This window comes from Methylobacterium sp. Gmos1 (assembly GCF_053764715.1).
Map to the genome: position 1 here is coordinate 77898 of NZ_JBSNCC010000013.1, position 17441 is coordinate 95338.

Sequence of the window (17441 nt, forward strand, 5' to 3'; positions counted from 1 at the left end):
GGTGACCGTATTGCTCGGCCGCCTGAATTGCCGTACTGTGTTTGAATTACCAAGAGGAAATAATTTACAATGCCGGTCCGTCTTCCCTTGATGGCCCTGCCTTCCGCAAGGGACGGGCGGGACCGGCTGCCGCGCGTCCGGTCCTCTCCGACCATTTCGCCACTGGATCTCCGCCCCCTCCCGTGCGACGCCGGGCATCCCCGGCCGTGACGGCGCCGCCGCGAGCCGCCGGCCGTCCCTCGCGGCCGCGGCAGAAGAACGACCGGGAGAGACGCCGATGATGCCCGAACTGCGCGTGCTGTACTTCGAAGACCTGAGCGTCGGCCTGTCCGAGACGCTGTCGAAGACCATCGCGGCCTCCGACGTGGTGGGCTTCGCCGAGATCACCGGCGACCGCAACCCGATCCACCTCTCGGAGCACTTCGCCGCCCGCACGCCGTTCGGCACCCGCATCGCCCACGGCCTGTACACCGCAGGCCTGATCTCGGCGGTGCTCGGCACCCGCCTGCCCGGCCCCGGCGCGGTCTATATCAGCCAGAGCCTCAACTTCCGCGCGCCCGTGCGCATCGGCGATACCGTCGACGTCACCGTCGAGGTGGCCGAGCTGGTGCCGGAGCGCCGCCGCGCCCGCCTCACCTGCACCTGCGCCGTCAACGGCGAGACGGTGCTCGACGGCGAGGCCCTGGTGAAGGTGCCGACGAAAGCCGAGGCCGATCCGCTCGCCGCCCGCAAGGGCTGAGTGATACGAATTCCGGTCGATCAGTTCGGAAATCGTATCACGAGCCCGCGCGGCGCGTGAGCGAGGCCGATTTCCGCATCGCGAAGCGATCAATCGGAAATCGTATGATACCAACGGTCGTTGAAAACGACCTTTGGTTCCGTTCTCGAATTTTCGCCAAGCCTTTGGCTTGGTGTCGAAAATTCGGGATGGATCAATGGTCCGATGCGTCAGCATCCTGGGCCATTGGTATGAGTTGCGGGTTGAAGTGGGGCCGCCCCGAGGATAGCCCGGCCCGGTGATGACCCCGATCCCGATCGACGACCCCGACGACCCTCGGCTCTCCGCCTACACGCGGATGCGCGAGCGCGACCTCGTCGGCCGCGAGGGGCGCTTCATCGCCGAGGGCGAGGTGGTGCTGCGGGTGCTGCTCTCGGGGAATGCCCGGTTCCGGGTCGAGTCGGTGCTCGTCTCGCCCGAGCGCCTGCCCGGGCTGGCGCCGATCCTCGACGCCCTCGACGCGCCGGTCTACCTCGCCGCGAAGGCGGTGATGGGGGCGGTGGCGGGCTTCCCGATCCATCGCGGCGTGCTGGCGGTGGGCCTGCGCGGGCCCGAGCCCTCGCCCGACGCTCTGGTGCCGGCGGGCCCGGCCCTGCTCGTCAGCCTCGTGGGCCTGGCCAACCACGACAATGTCGGCGGGATCTTCCGCAATGCCGCCGCCTTCGGGGCCGACGCGGTGCTGCTCGATACGGAGACCTGCGACCCGCTCTACCGCAAGGCGATCCGGGTCTCGGCCGGCACGAGCCTGACCATGCCCTTCGCCCGCCTGCCGACCGGCGACGACCTCCTCGCCCTGTGCGAGCGACACGCGCTCGTGCCGCTCGCCCTCTCGCCCCGGGGCGAGGATATCGCGGGACTGCCGCCCCTGCCCCGCGCGCTGCTGCTGCTGGGCACCGAGGGCCCCGGCCTGCCCGAGCCGCTGATGGCCCGCGCCCGCCGGGTGGCGATCCCGATGGCGCCGGGGGTCGATTCGCTCAACGTCGCGGTGGCGGGGGCGGTGGCCCTGCACCGGCTCGGCGGGGGGCGACTGGCGGCGGGCTGACCGAACTCGGCGCGTCGATCGGCTCTTGCGCGTCCGGCAACGGCGAGCCGCCACACCCGAGGAAAATCTCCACCCCACCCCCACCGCGACAATGCGCAGCCATTGCCGGCTCAAGTCCGCGCACCAAAACTAGGCCGTACGCACGGGCAACCGTCGTCGGTCAGGCAGGAGGTGGAGCGTTGTTGCAGCCGCGGGATGGGTACCGCACCCTGTCGGGGCGACGGGCTGTGGTGGTCGGGGCGGGGCCGGGCGGCCTCGCGGTGGCGCTGATGCTCGCGCGCGACGGCGTGCAGGTGACGCTGATCGAGAAGGAGGAGAGCGTCGGCGGGCGCACCCGCACGGTCACGGCGCCGGGCGGCTACAAGTTCGACATCGGGCCGACCTTCTTCCTCTATCCGCGCATCCTGGCCGACATCTTCGAATCCTGCGGCGAGCGGCTGGAGGACCACCTCACCCTCGAGCGGCTCGATCCGCAATACCACCTCGTCTTCGAGGGCGGCGGCGAGATCCGGGCGACGCCGGACGTGGAACGCCTCGAGGCCGAGATCGCCCGCATCGCGCCCCTCGACGCCAGGAACGTCCGCCGCTTCCTCGACGACAACCGCCACAAGCTCGCGGCCTTCATCCCGGTGCTGCAGCAGGCCTGCGATTCGCTGCGCAGCTTCGTCTCCCCGGCGATGCTGGCGGCCCTGCCGCTGCTGCGCCCGCACTCCACCGTCGACCGCGACCTCAAGCGCTACTTCAAGGACCCGCGGGTCCGCCTCGCCTTCTCGTTCCAGACCAAGTACCTCGGGATGTCGCCGTTCCGGTGCCCGAGCCTGTTCACGATCCTGAGCTTCCTCGAATACGAGCACGGGGTCTACCACCCGGTGGGCGGCTGCGGCGCGGTCTCGGAGGCCATGGCCGGGCTCGCCCGCCGCATGGGCGTCGAGATCAGGCTCGGCACGAGCGTCGACCGGGTGCTGTTCGAGGGCAAGCGGGCGGTGGGCGTCGAGGTCGGGGGGGAGCGCATCGGTGCCGACGCGGTCGTCATCAACGGCGACTTCGCCAAGGTCGTGCCCGAGCTGGTGCCCGAGGAGCGCCGGCCGCGCTGGCGGAACGCCAAGGTGGAGAAGGCGCGGCTCTCCTGCTCGACCTACATGCTCTATCTCGGCATCGAGGGATCGATGCCCGACAGCCTCGGCCACCACACCATCCTCCTGTCGGAGGATTACGCCCGCAACATCCGCGAGGTCTCCGACGGGGTGCTGCCGATGCAGCCCTCGATCTACGTCCAGCATGCCGGCTACACCGACGGCGGCATGGCGCCGCCCGGCCACACCAGCCTCTACGTGCTGGTGCCGGTGCCGAACCTGCGCGCCGGGATCGACTGGGCGAGCGTCGGCCCATCCTACCGCGCGCTGGTGCTCAAGCGGCTGGAGAAGCTCGGGCTTCACGACATCGAGTCGCGCATCCGCTACGAGCGCGTGGTCGACCCGACCCAGTGGCGCGACGAGTTCGCGGTGCACGAGGGCGCGACCTTCAACCTGTCGCACGACCTCGGGCAGATGCTGTACTTCCGGCCCCACAACCGCTTCGGGCCCGGGCTCTACCTCGTCGGCGGCGGCACCCATCCGGGCTCCGGCCTGCCGGTGATCTACGAGGGCGCCCGCATCACCGCGCGGCTGATGGCCGAGGACCTGGCGCTCCAGACCGTGCCCGCCCGCGGAATGCCGCTCAGCCCCGCCCCGAGCCTCGGGGAGGCCTCGTGAGGCGCTTGGAGCATTTTCCGACGAAGTGGATACCGGTTTGTCGCAGAAGATGCGGCGAAAACAACGTGCGAGAGCAGCGTTCGATCGCAACGCGATCGGACGCTGCTCTCGCCGTCGCCGCCGTGCTGGCCGTGCTGGCGGCGCCCGCGGCCGCTGCAGGCCTCTCGGTCGAGGTCGACGGGGTCGAGGCCGGCGCCGGGCGGGTCTTCGTCGCGCTCTGCACGGGATCGCTCGCCGAGGATTCCTGCCGCATCGGCCAGAGCGGCCCGGCCGTGGCCCAGAGCCTGCGCTTCGGCTTCTCCGACGTGCCGCCGGGCACCTACGCGGTGGCGGCGTTCCAGGACCTCGACGGCGACGGCCGCCTCGGCCGCACCGGTCTCGGGCTGCCGACCGAGCCGTACGGCTTCTCGAACGGCGCCGGCCGCCGCGGCCGCCCGGATTTTTCCGACGCCGCGTTCCGGCTGGCCGAGCCGGGCACGAGCTTGCGGGTGCGGCTCTCCCGCGCCCTGCCGGCGCGGTAGCCCGGCCCGGTGGTGGCACTCCCTCGGAATGCCGCAAAGCCCTGCTGTCCTGACGGCATGATGCCCGATCCAGCGGCGCGCGTGCGCGACCTCGCCTTCTCGTACCGCAACCGCCGGGTCCTCGATCGCGTCGACCTCGCCCTGGCGCGGGGCGAGACCGTGGCCCTGCTCGGCCCCAACGGCGCCGGCAAGACCTCGCTGATGCGGCTTCTCGCCGGCCGCCTCGTGCCCGACCGCGGCAGCGTGCGGGTGGCGGGCGGCGATCCGGCGCGCGAGGCCGGGGTGCGGCGCGCCATCGCCTGGGTGCCGCAGGAGATCGCCCTCTACCCGCGCCTGACCGTGCGCGAGAACCTCGAGGTGTTCGCCCGCCTCGCCGGCCTGCCCCGGGCGGCGCGGGAGCCGGCGGTGGTCCGGGCGCTGGCGCGGGCGGGACTCGACGCGGTGGCGGGCCGCCTCGTCGGGGTGCTGTCGGGCGGCTACCAGCGCCGGGCCAACATCGCGGTGGCGCTGCTCGCCGAGCCCGCCCTCGTCCTCCTCGACGAGCCGACGCAAGGGGTCGACCAGGCCGCCCGGGCGGCGATCCACGCCGTGCTCGAGCGCCTGCCCGGGACGGGCGCCGCCGTCCTGATCGCCACCCACGACTTCTCCGAGGCCGAGCGCCTGGCCGACCGGGTCCTGGTGCTCCAGGACGGCGCCTTGCGCCTCGACGGACGCCTCGCCGACCTGCTCGCCGGCCTGCGGGCCGGTCCGCCCGAGCACGAGGTGGCGCTCGCCGAGGCCGCCGGGCCGGCCGCCGCCGCGGCGCTCCGCCAGGCGGGCTTCCAACCGGCCTCGCCGCTCACCTGGCGGGCGACCTGGCGCGCCGGCGACGCGGTGGCGGGCGGGCGCGACGGCGCGGCCCTGCTGGCGCATCTGCGCCGCCACGGCGTGCCGGTGCGGGAGATCCGGGTGCGCGAGCCGGGCCTCGACGTGCTCTACCGCGACGTGACCGCGGGGGCACCGCCCGACGCGCCCGTCCTCGCCGGGGTCCCCGCATGATCGTCGCCGCGTTCCGGGTGATGCTGCTCACCCTGTGGCGCGACCGCGCCGCCCTGGTGATGGCCTTCGTGCTGCCCACCGTGATCTTCTGCGTCTTCGCGGCGATCTTCTCCGGCGCCGTCGGCGAGCGGATCCGCATCCAGGTCGGGCTCCTCGACCAGGCCCGCACCGCCACGACCGGCCGCCTCGTGACCGCGCTCCAGGCCGATCCGGCCCTGCGCACCACGCTCCTCGACGGCGATCCCGTCGCGGCGGTGCGCCGGGGCGAGGTCGACGTGGCGCTCGTGCTGCGCGGCGACCTCGCGGCGGGGAGCGGCTCGGCGGATGCGCCGATCCTCGTCGTCGAGAGCCCGGCGCGGGCGCTCGCCACCCCGATCGCGCTCGGCCAGGTGCAACGGGTGCTCAACGAGGCCCTGCCCGACGTGGTCCTGTCGCGGGTCGTCGCCGACGTCGAGCGCACCGGCAAGATCGGCCCGGACGAGCGCGCCTTCCTGGACAAAGCCTTCGCCGAGAGCCGCGAGAAGCGCGAGGCCTTCTCCTTCGCCGCCCTGGTGGCGCGCACCTCGACGGCGGAGGGTCACGGCGGGAATGCTCGGGTCGCCTATTACGCCGGGGCGATCGCGGCGGTGTTCCTGCTGTTTGCCGCCATGCAGGGCGCCCTGTCGCTCGTCGAGGAGCGCCAGTCCGGCATCGCCGACCGCCTCGCCGCCGCCCCCGGCGGCCTGCCGGTGGTGGTGCTCGGCAAGTTCCTGTTCCTGGTGCTCCAGGGCGTCGTGCAGGGGGCGCTGATCTTCGGGGCGGCGGCGCTGATCTACGGCGTCTCGATCGGGCCGCACGCCGCGTCCTGGCTCGTCACCGGGGTCCTGGTCGCCGCCATGGCGGCGGGCCTGGGGCTTGCCGCCTGCGCGGCGGCGCGCACGCGCCAGCAGGCCCACCTCGTCTCGACCTTCGGGGTGCTGCTGCTCTCGGCGGTCGGCGGCAGCATGGTGCCGCGCTTCCTGATGCCGCCCTGGCTCCAGAGCCTCGGCTGGCTCACCCCCAACGCCTGGGCGATCGAGGCCTACCAGGCGGCTTTGGCCGAGGGCGCCGGGGCCGCCTGGCCGGCCTGGACGGTGCTGGCGTTGCTCGCCGCGGCGGGTCTCGGCACGGCGCTGGCGCTGACGGCGCGGCCGGCCCCCGGCCCGCCGCGGGCGTGAGGGGGGCGATCGCGGACGCGATCGCCCGGTACGTCCTCAGCCCTTCAGCCGCTTGTTGCACTCAGAGTAGTAGCCGCCGCCCTTCTCGATCCAGTTCAGGCCGCCGTTGCCGGCGCCGCCGGCCGCCTTGTTGGCGTTGTACTGGTCGAGGCAGGTGTGCTGGCGGGCGCTGCCGACCGGCTCCTTGGCGTATTTCGGCGCGACGGCGGTGGGGAAGATCGCGCCGGCGGCCGGGGCGTGCTGGCCGGCGGGAGCCGTGTGAGCCGGGGCTTGCGCCGCCGGGGCCGCGGGCTTGGCCGGGATGGCGGGCGGGTTCGGCGGCGGCGCCTGGTTCGGGCGCGCCGCGCCGGGGCCGAACGGGTTCGGGGCCGGCGCCGTCGTCTGGGCGTGGGCCGGGGCGGCGAGCGCGCCGAGGAGGAGCAGGGAGGCGAGGGGGAGGCGCATCGTCGATCAGGTGTCCGGATTCGGATGGCCCCAGCTTAGCAGCACCGCAGTCCCGGCGCGACACCTGCCGCAGCGGGAACCCTGCCGCAGCGGGAACCGGCGCCGCCCTACGCCTTGCGGGGGAAGGCCTCTCCCTTTTGCGGCGCTCCGCCGAAGCCTCGGCGCGGTTATGCAGGGCGCCGGCCCGATCCGGGAGTGGGACGACCGATGCTGATCGCCGCCAGCGCCCTCCTGATCCTCTTCGCCTGGTTCGTCGGGCCGCGGCGCTTCGTCGAGGCGGTGCTGCTGACGCGCTCGGCCCTCGATCCGGTCTTCAGCCTGACCAAGTCCGGCGGCGTCGAGGACATGGGCGTCGGCGCGGCGGTGAACCTCGCGGTGCTGGTGGTGGCCGTCGCCTGCGTGGTCACCCGGCCGCGGGTGAGCCCGGGCCCCACCCTGGCCCTGTGGCTGCCGCTGCTCCTGGTCTGCCTCGTCTCGTCGCAGGTCGCGCCCGATCCGGGCGCGGCGATCCGGCTGACGCTGCTGCTCGCCACCCACGCCGCCTTCTGCCTCCTGGCCTTCACCTTCGTGCGCGACCGCGCCGACCTGCGCCGCTTCCTGCTGATCATCGTCGCCGGCTCGGTCGCGCCGACGCTCTACGCCGGGTTGCAGCTCGCCATGGGCTGGGCGGAGTACGGCGAGGACGGGCTCCGGGTCTCCAGCAGCTTCCCGCATCCCAACATCTACGCCTTCTACCTGATGACGATCCTGGCGGTCGTCCTGACGCTGCTGACGGGCAAGAGATCGGGGAAGGGATCGGCCAAGGGATCCGGCCACGGCTTCGCGCTCGCGCCGCGGCTGCGCCGGGCGCTGGTGCTCTACGTCCCGGTCCTGCTCGGGCTGATCCTGCTCACCAAGACCCGCAGCGCCTGGGCCGGGGCCGGCCTGATCCTCGTCACCCACGGGCTCCTCTTCGACCGGCGCACCCTGCTCTACTTCCTGAGCCTGCCGGTGGCGCTGCTGGCGGTGCCGGAATTCGCCGAGCGCCTCGCCGACCTGCAGCAGGGCCAGACCGCCGACGCCTACGAGAAGCTGAACTCCTACGCCTTCCGGCTGCTGCTGTGGCAGGGCGCCATGACCTGGTTCTGGGAGCGGCCGCTGTTCGGCTGGGGCCTGTCGAGCTTCGGGCACTACGTGGCGCAGTTCTTCCCGCTGCCGCTCGAGAACGACTCCATCGATTCGCACAGCGTCTACGTGCAGTTCCTGTTCGAGACCGGGGTGATCGGCCTTGCCGCCTATCTCTGGCTCTACGCCCGGGTGTTCGTCGCGACGGCCGGGCTGATCCTGCGCGGCGAGCGCTGGGCCTGGATGATCCTGGCGATGACGGCCGCCTACCTGTCGATGGCCTACTCGGACAACATGCTCTACTACCTGGTGCCGACCTGGTACATGTGGTTCGTCATCGGCGGCGCCTGCGCGGTGACGGGGCGGCGGCGCCTGCGCCTGCGGCCGGTGGCGCTGCCGGCCTGACGCCCTTCAGCGCAGGTGGAATGCGATCCAGAGCACGGCGTAGGCGACGAGCCCGGCGGCGAGCCAGCGCGCCAGGCGCGCGGCGAGGCGCCGTCCGGCAGGCGTCACCGGCCCCTCATGCGATGTCCGACTGATTGCTTCCGGCGACCCTGCCGGATCGCTTTCGCAACGCGGAAATCGGCTTCGCTCAGGCGCCGCGCGGGCTTGCGATGCGATTTTCGGCAGGAATCGTCCGGAAATCGCATCATTCGGGCGAGCGCCGGACGGCCGCGCCCGCGATGATGGTGGCGAGCGCCGCAGCACCGAGGCCGTCCTGCAGGGCCCGAACCGGCTCGTCCGGCATCGCCAGCCACCACAAGGCGGCCGTGGCCGCGATGCACACGGCGATGGCGCCGAGGATTCCCCGCTCGATCGCGCTCAAAGACCCGTCTCCGCTCGTCGGGCGCGGTGCGCCCCTCTCGCCCGGGATTCCCCCTACGCCAAGCCGGGCGGCTTGGACAGCATTCCTCGTCGGCCCGCGCCGGATGGGGCGGGGCGTGACGCCCGGCCGCAACGGTCGCCCGTCCCCGGCACCGGTCCGCAACCCCCGCCCCGGTTCCTCAGCGGCGTGCGCGGATTGAATTCCCCTCCGGCATGGTGAATTTCACCGGCGGATGATTCGGCGCCGCCGGAGCATCGTGCCCTGCAGCCGGCCCGGAGGGGCCGCGGAGACGGTGATGGCGAAGCCCCTGGTCGTTGTGATTCCCCACCAGCTCGGCCGGGCCGAGGCGCGCCGGCGCATCGACGACCGCCTGGGCCAGGGCCGGGAGCTGGTGCAGAAGGCCGGCCTCACGATGCAGGATCCGGTCTGGGACGGCGACACCCTTGCGTTCGTGGTCGGCGCCATGGGCCAGACGGTCAGCGGCACCATCGCGGTCGAGGACGAGGCCGCCCGGGTCGAGGTCCGCCTGCCGCTGCTGCTCGGGATGTTCTCGGGCAAGGTGCGCGAGGTCATCGCCGAGAAGGGCGGGCAGCTCCTGGCGGCCTGAAGCGGGCCGTCCGGCCTCGATAAAAGCCTGATGGTCCAGCCCGGCCGGCCGCATCGTTCCACTCCTCGCCCCCGTTCGCGGAGATCCCCGCGAGGCGCGTCGCCGGGGGTTTTGGTGTCTCTCATGAAACTCCCGGTCACCGGCGTCGCTCGATGGGGCGGCGCCAGCGCAGCGGGAGTTTCGTGAGGTGCACTCGCGCGCGATGGATGGGATCGGCCGCCATGGGCTCCGGGCCGCGCGGCGCCCCCTAATCCCGCCCGTCTTTATGCCGCCTTGATATCGCGCCCCCCGCCTCCCTCTCGAATCCCTATGCGTTCGGGTGGATCTCCGGGACCGGGACCGTGGCTCACGGTCCGGTTCGATTGCGGCGGCGCCCGGTCATCCCCGCGCCGCCCGACGGGGACACCGATGTTCGATTTCCTGATGCTGGCGGGGGCCCTGGGCTTCTTCGCCCTGTCCCTCGGCTACGCCGCCTTGTGCGAACGCCTGTGAGGAGGCCCGCGATGACCCTCGATTACGGGCTCGGCGGCCTCATGACCCTCGGGCTGCTCGCCTACCTCGCCTACGCCCTCGTGCGGCCCGAGCGGTTCTAGAGGAGCGCCCCCCATGACTCTCTCGAGCATGACTCTCTCGGGCTGGCTCCAGATCGCGATGTTCTGCGCGGTCGTCCTCGCCCTGGTGAAGCCGCTGGGTCTCTACATGACCCGTGTCTTCACCGGCGCGCGCACCCCCCTCTCGCCCGTCCTGCGCCCGGTCGAGCGCGGCCTCTATCGGCTGGCCGGCATCGACGAGGCCCACGAGCAGCACTGGCTGGCCTATGCCGGCGCGATGCTGGTCTTCCACGCCGCGGGCTTCGTGCTGCTCTACGGGATCCTGCGGCTGCAAGGCCTGCTGCCGTTCAACCCCGCCGACCAGGGCGCGGTGGCGCCCGACCTCGCCTTCAACACCGCGGTGAGCTTCGTCACCAACACCAACTGGCAGAACTACGGCGGCGAGAGCACCCTCTCCTACCTCTCCCAGATGCTGGGGCTGACGCACCAGAACTTCCTCTCGGCGGCGACCGGCATCGCGCTCGCCGTGGCGCTGATCCGGGGCTTTGCCCGGGCCTCCACCCGCACGGTGGGCTCGTTCTGGGTCGATCTCACCCGCTGCACCCTCTACGTGCTGCTGCCGCTCTGCATCGTCTACACCCTGTTCCTGGTCTGGCAGGGCGTGCCGCAGACGCTGAGCCCCTACGCCGAGGCCACGACGCTGGAAGGGGCCAAGCAGACGATCGCGCTGGGCCCCGTGGCGAGCCAGGTGGCGATCAAGATGCTCGGCACCAACGGCGGCGGCTTCTTCAACGCCAACGCCGCCCACCCGTTCGAGAACCCGACCGCGCTGTCGAACTTCGTCCAGATGGTGTCGATCTTCGGCTTAGGCGCCGCGCTCACCAACGTGTTCGGCCGCATGGTCGGGGACGAGCGCCAGGGCTGGGCGATCCTCGCCGCGATGGGCGTGCTGTTCCTCGCCGGCACCGCGATCACCTACGGGGCGGAGGGCGCCGGCAACCCGCTCCTGAATGGCTTAGGGCTCCAGGGCGGCAACCTCGAGGGCAAGGAGCTGCGCTTCGGCATCCCCGGCTCGGCCCTGTTCGCGGTGGTGACGACGGCCGCCTCCTGCGGCGCGGTCAACGCCATGCACGACGCCTTCACGGCGCTCGGCGGCCTGATCCCGCTCGTCAACATGCAGCTCGGCGAGATCATCGTCGGCGGCGTCGGCGCCGGGCTCTACGGCATGCTGGTCTTCGTCGTGGTGGCGATCTTCGTCGCCGGGCTGATGGTCGGGCGCACGCCGGAATACCTCGGCAAGAAGATCGAGGCGCGCGAGGTCAAGATGGCGATGCTCGCCATCCTCTGCCTGCCGCTGATGATGCTCGGCTTCACGGCGCTCGCCACCGTGCTGCCGGCAGGGCTGGCGGGGCCGGCCAATGCGGGTCCGCACGGCTTCTCGGAGATCCTCTACGCCTTCACCTCGGCGGCGGCGAACAACGGCTCGGCCTTCGCGGGGCTGTCGGGCAACACCCCGTTCTACAACCTGACGCTGGGCGCCGGGATGCTGGTCGGGCGGTTCTTCGTCATCATCCCGGCGCTGGCCATCGCCGGCTCGCTCGCGGCGAAGAAGACGGTGCCGGCCTCGGCCGGGACCTTCCCGACGCATAGTGGCCTGTTCGTCGGCCTCCTCGTCGGGGTGATCCTGATCGTCGGCGGCCTGACCTTCTTCCCGTCGCTGGCGCTCGGGCCGATCGTCGAGCACCTGGCGGGGGCGGCCGGCCAGACCTTCGCGGCGGCGGGGGGCTGACCATGACCACCGCTCACGCCACCCGCATCCGCCGCGGGCTCTCCCGGCACCGGCCGCGCTCCGGCCCGCGCCCCGACCGGTCGCTCTTGCGGCCCTGCGACATCGTCCTGGCGCTCACCGGCCTCGCGCTGCTCGGCACCGGCGCGATCTGGTCGGCGATCATGCTCGGCAGCGCGGCGCTCGCGCCCTGACCTCACCCGACGTTCCCGGCGGCGCCTGAGCGCCGCCGTCCTCCCGGCTCATCCGGATCGCAAGGATCATGGCCCAGTCCCACAAACCCTCCCTCCTCAGCGCCGCCCTGATCGGGCCGGCCTGCCTCGGCGCGGTCACCAAGCTCGACCCGCGCCAGATGGTGAAGAACCCCGTGATGTTCGTGGTCGAGGTCGTGGCGGCCTTCACCACCCTGCTGTTCGTCCGCGACCTCGTCACCGGCGGCCAGGACCTGGCGTTCACCGGCCAGATCATCCTCTGGCTGTGGTTCACCGTGCTGTTCGCCAACTTCGCCGAGGCGGTGGCGGAAGGGCGCGGCAAGGCGCAGGCCGAGTCCCTGCGCCGCACCCGCACCGAGACGACCGCAAAGCTCCTGACCGGCCCCGCCGCCGCGATCGGCGGCCCGCGGACGGACTACGACACCGTGCCCGGTGCCGGCCTCAAGGTCGGCGACGTGGTGCTGGTCGAGGCCGGCGACGTGATCCCGTCGGACGGCGAGGTGATCGAGGGCATCGCCTCGGTCAACGAGGCGGCGATCACCGGCGAATCCGCTCCCGTGATCCGCGAATCCGGCGGCGACCGCTCGGCGGTGACCGGCGGCACGCAGGTGCTCTCCGACTGGATCCGGGTGCGGATCACGGCGGCGGCCGGCTCGACCTTCATCGACCGGATGATCGCCCTCGTCGAGGGCGCGGCCCGGCAGAAGACCCCCAACGAGATCGCGCTGAACATCCTGCTTGCCGGCCTCACCATCGTGTTCGTGTTCGCGGTCGGCTCGATCCCGAGCTTCTCGGCCTATGCCGGCGGCGCGATCCCGCTCGCGGTGCTGGTGGCCTTGTTCGTCACCCTGATCCCGACCACGATCGGGGCGCTGCTCTCGGCGATCGGCATCGCCGGCATGGACCGGCTGGTGCGCTTCAACGTGCTCGCCATGTCGGGCCGCGCCGTCGAGGCGGCGGGCGACGTCGATACCCTCCTCCTCGACAAGACCGGCACGATCACGCTCGGCAACCGCCAGGCGACCGAGTTCCGCCCGGTGCGGGGCGTCACCCCCGGCACGCTGGCGGATGCGGCCCAGCTCGCCTCGCTCGCCGACGAGACCCCGGAGGGCCGCTCGATCGTGGTGCTGGCCAAGGAGGCGCACGGCCTGCGCGCCCGCGACATGGCGAGCCTGTCGGCCACCTTCGTGCCCTTCACCGCGCAGTCGCGGATGTCGGGCATCGACATCGACGGGTCGTCGATCCGCAAGGGCGCGGTCGAGGCGGTGATCGCGAGCCTGGACGCCGCCCCGGCGCTCGTCGGCGCGGGCGCCGCGGCCCGGGTGCTGCAACCCCGCCTCGATCCGGCGGCGGCGGCGGAAGTCCGCTCCATCGCCGAGGAGATCGCCAAGGCCGGCGGCACGCCGCTGGCAGTGGCCCGCGACGGCAGGCTCCTCGGGGTCGTCCACCTCAAGGACATCGTCAAGGGCGGCATCCGGGAGCGCTTCGCGGAGCTGCGCCGGATGGGCATCCGCACGGTGATGATCACCGGCGACAACCCGATGACCGCCGCGGCCATCGCGGCGGAGGCCGGCGTCGACGACTTCCTCGCCCAGGCGACGCCCGAGGACAAGCTGGCGCTGATCCGCAAGGAACAGGCGCAAGGCAAGCTCGTGGCGATGTGCGGCGACGGCACCAACGATGCGCCGGCGCTCGCCCAGGCCGATGTCGGCGTGGCGATGAACACCGGCACGGTGGCGGCGCGCGAGGCCGGCAACATGGTCGACCTCGATTCCGACCCGACCAAGCTCATCGAGATCGTCGAGATCGGCAAGCAGCTGCTGATGACCCGCGGCGCGCTCACCACCTTCTCGATCGCCAACGACGTGGCGAAGTACTTCGCCATCATCCCGGCGATGTTCGTCGGGCTCTACCCGCAGCTCCAGGCCCTCAACGTGATGGGGCTCGCTTCGCCCCAGAGCGCGATCCTGTCGGCGATCATCTTCAACGCGCTGATCATCGTGGCGCTGATCCCGCTCGCCTTGCGCGGGGTGAGCTACCGCGCCGTCGGCGCCGCCGCGTTGCTGCGGCGCAACCTCCTGATCTATGGTCTCGGCGGGATCGTGGTGCCGTTCGCCGGCATCAAGGTGATCGACCTCGCCGTGAGCGCCCTCCACCTGGCTTGAATGGAACGCCCGCCATGCTCCGGCACCTCCGCCCCGCCCTCGTGCTCCTCACCGGCCTGACCCTCGTCACCGGCCTCGCCTACCCGCTCGCCATGACGGGCATCGCCGGGCGCCTCTTCCCGGCGCAGGCCGAGGGCAGCCTCGTCCGCGCTCCCGACGGCACGCTGATCGGCTCCGCTCTCATCGGCCAGAGCTTCACCAGCGCGCGCTACTTCCACGGCCGCCCCTCGGCGACCGTGGCGCCCGATCCCGCGGATGCCGCAAAGACCGTGGCCGCGCCCTACAACGCCGCCAATTCCGGCGGCGCCAATCTGGGGCCGACCAACCCGGCGCTGATCGACCGGGTGAAGGCCGACATCGCGACCCTCAAGGCGGAGAACCCCGCCGACCCGGTGCCGCAGGACCTCGTCACCACCTCGGGGTCGGGCCTCGACCCGGACGTCTCGCCAGAGGCCGCCCTGTTCCAGGTGCCCCGGGTGGCGGCCGCCCGCGGCGTCTCCGAGGATGCCTTGCGCGCCCTCGTCGCCGGGCAGATCCAGGAGCCGAGCCTCGGTGTGCTCGGCGAGCGGCGGGTCAACGTGCTGGCCCTCAACCGCGCCCTCGACGCACGACAGGCCCGATGAGGGACGGCTTGCGTCCTTCGCCCGACGCCCTCCTGGCGCAGGCGCGCCGGGAGGCGCCCGGGCGCGGGCGCCTGAAAATCTTCCTCGGCGCCGCGCCGGGGGTCGGCAAGACCTACGAGATGCTGACCACGGCCCATGCGCGCCTGCGCGAGGGCGTCGACGTGGTGGTGGGCGTGGTCGAGACCCACGGGCGGCCCGAGACCGAGGCCCTGGTCGCGGGGCTCGCGGTGCTGCCTCGCCGCATCGTCCCGTATGGCGGCGGCACGTTCGACGAGATGGACCTCGACGGGCTGCTGGCGCGAAAACCCCGTCTGGCGCTGGTGGATGAACTCGCCCACACCAACGCCCCGGGCTCGCGCCACCCCAAACGCTACCTCGACGTCGAGGAGCTGCTTCAGGCCGGCATCGACGTCCACACCACCCTCAACATCCAGCACGTCGAGAGCCTGAACGACGTGGTGGCGCAGATCACCCGGATCCGGGTGCGCGAGACGGTGCCGGATTCGATCCTCGACCGGGCCGACGACATCGAGGTGATCGACCTCTCCCCCGGCGACCTGATCCAGCGCCTGCGCGAGGGCAAGGTCTACCTGCCGCGCCAGGCCGAGCGGGCGCTCAAGCACTACTTCTCGCCCGGCAACCTCACGGCGCTCCGCGAACTCGCGCTCCGCCGCACCGCCCAGCAGGTCGACGACCAGCTCGTCACCCACATGCGGGCCCACGCCATCCCCGGCCCCTGGGCGGCGGGCGAGCGGGTGCTGGTCTGCGTCAGCGAGGACCCGCGCTCGGGGAGCCTCGTGCGCTACGCCAAGCGGCTGGCCGACCGGCTGCGGGCGCCGTTCACGGCGCTCACCATCGAGAGCCGGCGCAGCGCGTCCCTGAGCGAGGCCGAGCGCGACCGCATCGCCGATACGCTTCGGCTCGCCGAGCGCCTCGGCGGGGAGACCGCGACCCTGCCGAGCCAGGGCCGGATCGCCGACGACGTGATCGGGTTCGCCCGCGAGCACAACGCCACCCACGTGGTGATCGGCAAGTCGACCCGCTCGCGCTGGTTCGAGCTCGTCAACGGCTCGGTGGTGCACGACCTCCTGCGCCGCTCCGGCTCGATCAGCGTCCACGTCGTGGCGGGCGAGGAGGTCGCCGGCGAGCCCGCCGCCCACAAGGGCGTGCGCACTGCCGCCGCACCCCGGCCGAGCCTCCTGCCCTACGCCGCGGCGCTGGCCGCGGTCGGCGCCGCGCTGGGTCTCGGTCTCGCGCTGCAAACCTCGCTCGGCCACGAGAGCACCGACCTCGTCTTCCTCACCGCGGTCGTGGCGGTGGCGGTGCGCTTCGGGCTCTACCCGTCGCTCGCCGCGGTCGTGGCCTCGTCGCTCGCCTACAACTTCTTCTTCCTGCCGCCGCTCTACACCTTCACCATCGCCGACCCGACCAACGTCGTCGCCCTGTTCTTCTTCACCCTGGTGGCGGTGGTGGTCTCGAACCTCGCCGCGCGGGTGCGCGCCGAGGCGACGATCTCGCGCACGCGCAGCAAGGCGACGGAGGCGCTCTACGGCTTCTCGCGCAAGCTCGCGGGCTGCGGCACACTCGACGACGTGCTCTGGGCCACCGCCTACCAGATCGCCCTGATGCTGCGCCTGCGGGTGGTGCTGCTCCTGCCCCAGATGGACGGAGCGAACGAGGGCACCGTGACGGTGATGGCGGGCTATCCGCCCGAGGACTTCCTCGACGAGGCCGACCTCGCGGCGGCGAAATGGACCTTCGACCACGGCCGCCCGGCGGGACGGGGCGCCGACACCCTGCCGGGCGCCAAGCGCCTGTTCCTGCCCCTGCGCACCGGCCGCGGCATGGTCGGGGTGGTCGGGCTCGACGGCGACAAGCCGGGGCCGCTCCTCACCCCCGACCAGCGCCGCCTCCTCGACGCGCTCGCCGACCAGGGCGCGCTCGCCATCGAGCGGGTCCACCTCGTCGAGGACCTCGACCGCGCCCGGCGCTCGGCCGAGACCGACCGCCTGCGCCAGGCCCTGCTGTCGTCGCTCTCGCACGACCTCAAGACCCCGCTCGCCGCCGTGCTCGGCTCGGCGACGACCCTGCGCGACCTTGGGGACGCCCTCGACCCGGCGGCGAAAGGAGAATTGCTCGCGACGATGATCGACGAGGCCGAGCGCCTGAACCGCTTCATCGCCAACCTCCTCGACATGACGAAGCTCGAATCCGGGGCGCTCGCCCCGAACCTCGCCCCCCACGACCTCGGGGAGATCGTCGGCACGGCGCTGGAGCGGGCGGCCAAGATCCTGGGCGCCCACCGGGTGGCGCTGGCGCTGCGGCCCGGCCTGCCGAGCTTGAGCCTCGACGCGGTGCTGATGGAGCAGGTGCTGTTCAACCTCCTCGACAACGCCGCCAAGTACGCCCCCGAGGGCAGCCTGGTGCGGGTCGAGGGCTGGCGCGACGGCGACGCGGTGGCCCTGCGGATCCTCGACGAGGGCGAGGGCATCCCGGCGGGCGACGAGGAGCGGATCTTCGACACCTTCTACCGGGTGAGGAAGAGCGACCGGGTCCGGGCCGGCACGGGCCTCGGGCTTGCCATCTCCCGCGGCTTCGTCGAGGCGATGGGCGGGCGCATCACCGCCCGCAACCGGGGCGACGGTCCCGGGGCCGCCTTCACCCTGACCTTCCCGGTGCCCCGCGCCGCCCTGGACGATGCCGCATGAAGCACGTCACACCGCAGCCCTGTCGGACGGATACGTCCGGGAGGGCGAGGCAAGCCCGAACGGGTTTGCGCCGACAGGCGCCAGGCGCT

16 protein-coding genes are annotated in these 17441 nt (G+C 72.4%); 14 read left to right on the plus strand and 2 right to left on the minus strand.

The genetic code is table 11. From position 1 onward, the window contains the following. Positions 1-277: 277 nt before the first annotated feature. The 6 genes from croR to ACS5PV_RS22320 all read left to right on the plus strand — a co-directional run bounded on the left by croR (position 278) and on the right by ACS5PV_RS22320 (position 6326). Positions 278-739 carry a 3-hydroxybutyryl-CoA dehydratase gene (gene croR / locus ACS5PV_RS22295; protein ID WP_455397531.1) on the plus strand — a complete coding sequence of 154 codons (462 nt, stop codon included), beginning with the start codon at positions 278-280 and terminating at the stop codon, positions 737-739. Positions 740-1016: 277 nt separating this feature from the next. Further along, positions 1017-1820 (plus strand): TrmH family RNA methyltransferase, encoded by an 804-nt coding sequence (locus ACS5PV_RS22300; protein WP_455397532.1) that lies wholly within the window; start codon positions 1017-1019, stop codon positions 1818-1820. A gap of 179 nt (positions 1821-1999) precedes the next feature. Continuing rightward, complete coding sequence (locus ACS5PV_RS22305) at positions 2000-3571, plus strand: phytoene desaturase family protein (protein ID WP_455397533.1); 1572 nt, start codon at positions 2000-2002, stop codon at positions 3569-3571. Between the two features lie 65 nt (positions 3572-3636). Beyond that, positions 3637-4092 carry a DUF2141 domain-containing protein gene (locus ACS5PV_RS22310; protein WP_455397534.1) on the plus strand — a complete coding sequence of 152 codons (456 nt, stop codon included), beginning with the start codon at positions 3637-3639 and terminating at the stop codon, positions 4090-4092. A 60-nt stretch (positions 4093-4152) separates the two neighbouring features. After that, positions 4153-5130 (plus strand): ABC transporter ATP-binding protein, encoded by a 978-nt coding sequence (locus ACS5PV_RS22315; protein ID WP_455397535.1) that lies wholly within the window; start codon positions 4153-4155, stop codon positions 5128-5130. Further along, positions 5127-6326, plus strand: coding sequence for an ABC transporter permease (locus ACS5PV_RS22320; RefSeq protein ID WP_455397536.1), 1200 nt, complete (start codon positions 5127-5129; stop codon positions 6324-6326). The genes ACS5PV_RS22315 and ACS5PV_RS22320 overlap by 4 nt, the downstream gene beginning before the upstream one ends. Before the next feature lie 36 nt (positions 6327-6362). Here the strand turns inward: ACS5PV_RS22320 and ACS5PV_RS22325 are convergent, their stop codons facing one another. Beyond that, complete coding sequence (locus ACS5PV_RS22325) at positions 6363-6770, minus strand: hypothetical protein (protein ID WP_455397537.1); 408 nt, start codon at positions 6768-6770, stop codon at positions 6363-6365. Between the two features lie 207 nt (positions 6771-6977). Here ACS5PV_RS22325 and ACS5PV_RS22330 point away from each other — a divergent pair, with 207 nt between their 5' ends. Further along, complete coding sequence (locus tag ACS5PV_RS22330; RefSeq protein ID WP_455397538.1) at positions 6978-8279, plus strand: O-antigen ligase family protein; 1302 nt, start codon at positions 6978-6980, stop codon at positions 8277-8279. Positions 8280-8523: 244 nt separating this feature from the next. Here ACS5PV_RS22330 and ACS5PV_RS22335 read toward each other — a convergent pair whose 3' ends face one another. After that, the gene (locus ACS5PV_RS22335; RefSeq protein ID WP_455397539.1) at positions 8524-8700 is read right to left on the minus strand and encodes a hypothetical protein; all 177 of its coding nucleotides are present in this window, start codon (positions 8698-8700) and stop codon (positions 8524-8526) included. A gap of 295 nt (positions 8701-8995) precedes the next feature. On the opposite strand from ACS5PV_RS22335, the gene ACS5PV_RS22340 reads away from it, so the two are divergent. From ACS5PV_RS22340 to ACS5PV_RS22370, 7 genes are all read left to right on the plus strand, one after another. Beyond that, positions 8996-9307 (plus strand): polyhydroxyalkanoic acid system family protein, encoded by a 312-nt coding sequence (locus ACS5PV_RS22340; RefSeq protein WP_455397540.1) that lies wholly within the window; start codon positions 8996-8998, stop codon positions 9305-9307. Positions 9308-9810: 503 nt separating this feature from the next. Next, positions 9811-9900, plus strand: coding sequence for a K(+)-transporting ATPase subunit F (locus ACS5PV_RS22345; RefSeq protein ID WP_099905332.1), 90 nt, complete (start codon positions 9811-9813; stop codon positions 9898-9900). 28 nt (positions 9901-9928) lie between these two features. Beyond that, complete coding sequence (gene kdpA, locus ACS5PV_RS22350) at positions 9929-11647, plus strand: potassium-transporting ATPase subunit KdpA (protein ID WP_455397612.1); 1719 nt, start codon at positions 9929-9931, stop codon at positions 11645-11647. Positions 11648-11649: 2 nt separating this feature from the next. Beyond that, positions 11650-11838 carry a hypothetical protein gene (locus ACS5PV_RS22355; RefSeq protein ID WP_455397541.1) on the plus strand — a complete coding sequence of 63 codons (189 nt, stop codon included), beginning with the start codon at positions 11650-11652 and terminating at the stop codon, positions 11836-11838. A gap of 68 nt (positions 11839-11906) precedes the next feature. Then, a complete protein-coding gene (kdpB, locus tag ACS5PV_RS22360) occupies positions 11907-14021 on the plus strand; it encodes a potassium-transporting ATPase subunit KdpB (protein ID WP_455397542.1) in 2115 nt (704 codons plus the stop codon). A 14-nt stretch (positions 14022-14035) separates the two neighbouring features. Then, positions 14036-14644, plus strand: a complete 609-nt coding sequence (locus tag ACS5PV_RS22365) for a K(+)-transporting ATPase subunit C (RefSeq protein WP_455397543.1) — start codon at positions 14036-14038, stop codon at positions 14642-14644. Beyond that, positions 14641-17352 (plus strand): DUF4118 domain-containing protein, encoded by a 2712-nt coding sequence (locus ACS5PV_RS22370; protein ID WP_455397544.1) that lies wholly within the window; start codon positions 14641-14643, stop codon positions 17350-17352. Before ACS5PV_RS22365 ends, ACS5PV_RS22370 begins: the two co-directional genes overlap by 4 nt. The last annotated feature ends 89 nt before the right edge of the window (positions 17353-17441 follow it).

Bases quoted from the DNA above. Each gene is read 5' to 3' on its own strand.
- ACS5PV_RS22345 (WP_099905332.1), top strand. From the start codon at position 9,811: ATGACCCTCGATTACGGGCTCGGCGGCCTCATGACCCTCGGGCTGCTC.
- ACS5PV_RS22355 (WP_455397541.1), top strand. From the start codon at position 11,650: ATGACCACCGCTCACGCCACCCGCATCCGCCGCGGGCTCTCCCGGCAC.
- ACS5PV_RS22370 (WP_455397544.1), top strand. From the start codon at position 14,641: ATGAGGGACGGCTTGCGTCCTTCGCCCGACGCCCTCCTGGCGCAGGCG.
- ACS5PV_RS22340 (WP_455397540.1), top strand. From the start codon at position 8,996: ATGGCGAAGCCCCTGGTCGTTGTGATTCCCCACCAGCTCGGCCGGGCC.
- ACS5PV_RS22365 (WP_455397543.1), top strand. From the start codon at position 14,036: ATGCTCCGGCACCTCCGCCCCGCCCTCGTGCTCCTCACCGGCCTGACC.
- ACS5PV_RS22330 (WP_455397538.1), top strand. From the start codon at position 6,978: ATGCTGATCGCCGCCAGCGCCCTCCTGATCCTCTTCGCCTGGTTCGTC.
- croR (WP_455397531.1), top strand. From the start codon at position 278: ATGATGCCCGAACTGCGCGTGCTGTACTTCGAAGACCTGAGCGTCGGC.
- kdpB (WP_455397542.1), top strand. From the start codon at position 11,907: ATGGCCCAGTCCCACAAACCCTCCCTCCTCAGCGCCGCCCTGATCGGG.
- ACS5PV_RS22320 (WP_455397536.1), top strand. From the start codon at position 5,127: ATGATCGTCGCCGCGTTCCGGGTGATGCTGCTCACCCTGTGGCGCGAC.
- ACS5PV_RS22325 (WP_455397537.1), bottom strand. From the start codon at position 6,770: ATGCGCCTCCCCCTCGCCTCCCTGCTCCTCCTCGGCGCGCTCGCCGCC.
- ACS5PV_RS22315 (WP_455397535.1), top strand. From the start codon at position 4,153: ATGCCCGATCCAGCGGCGCGCGTGCGCGACCTCGCCTTCTCGTACCGC.
- kdpA (WP_455397612.1), top strand. From the start codon at position 9,929: ATGACTCTCTCGGGCTGGCTCCAGATCGCGATGTTCTGCGCGGTCGTC.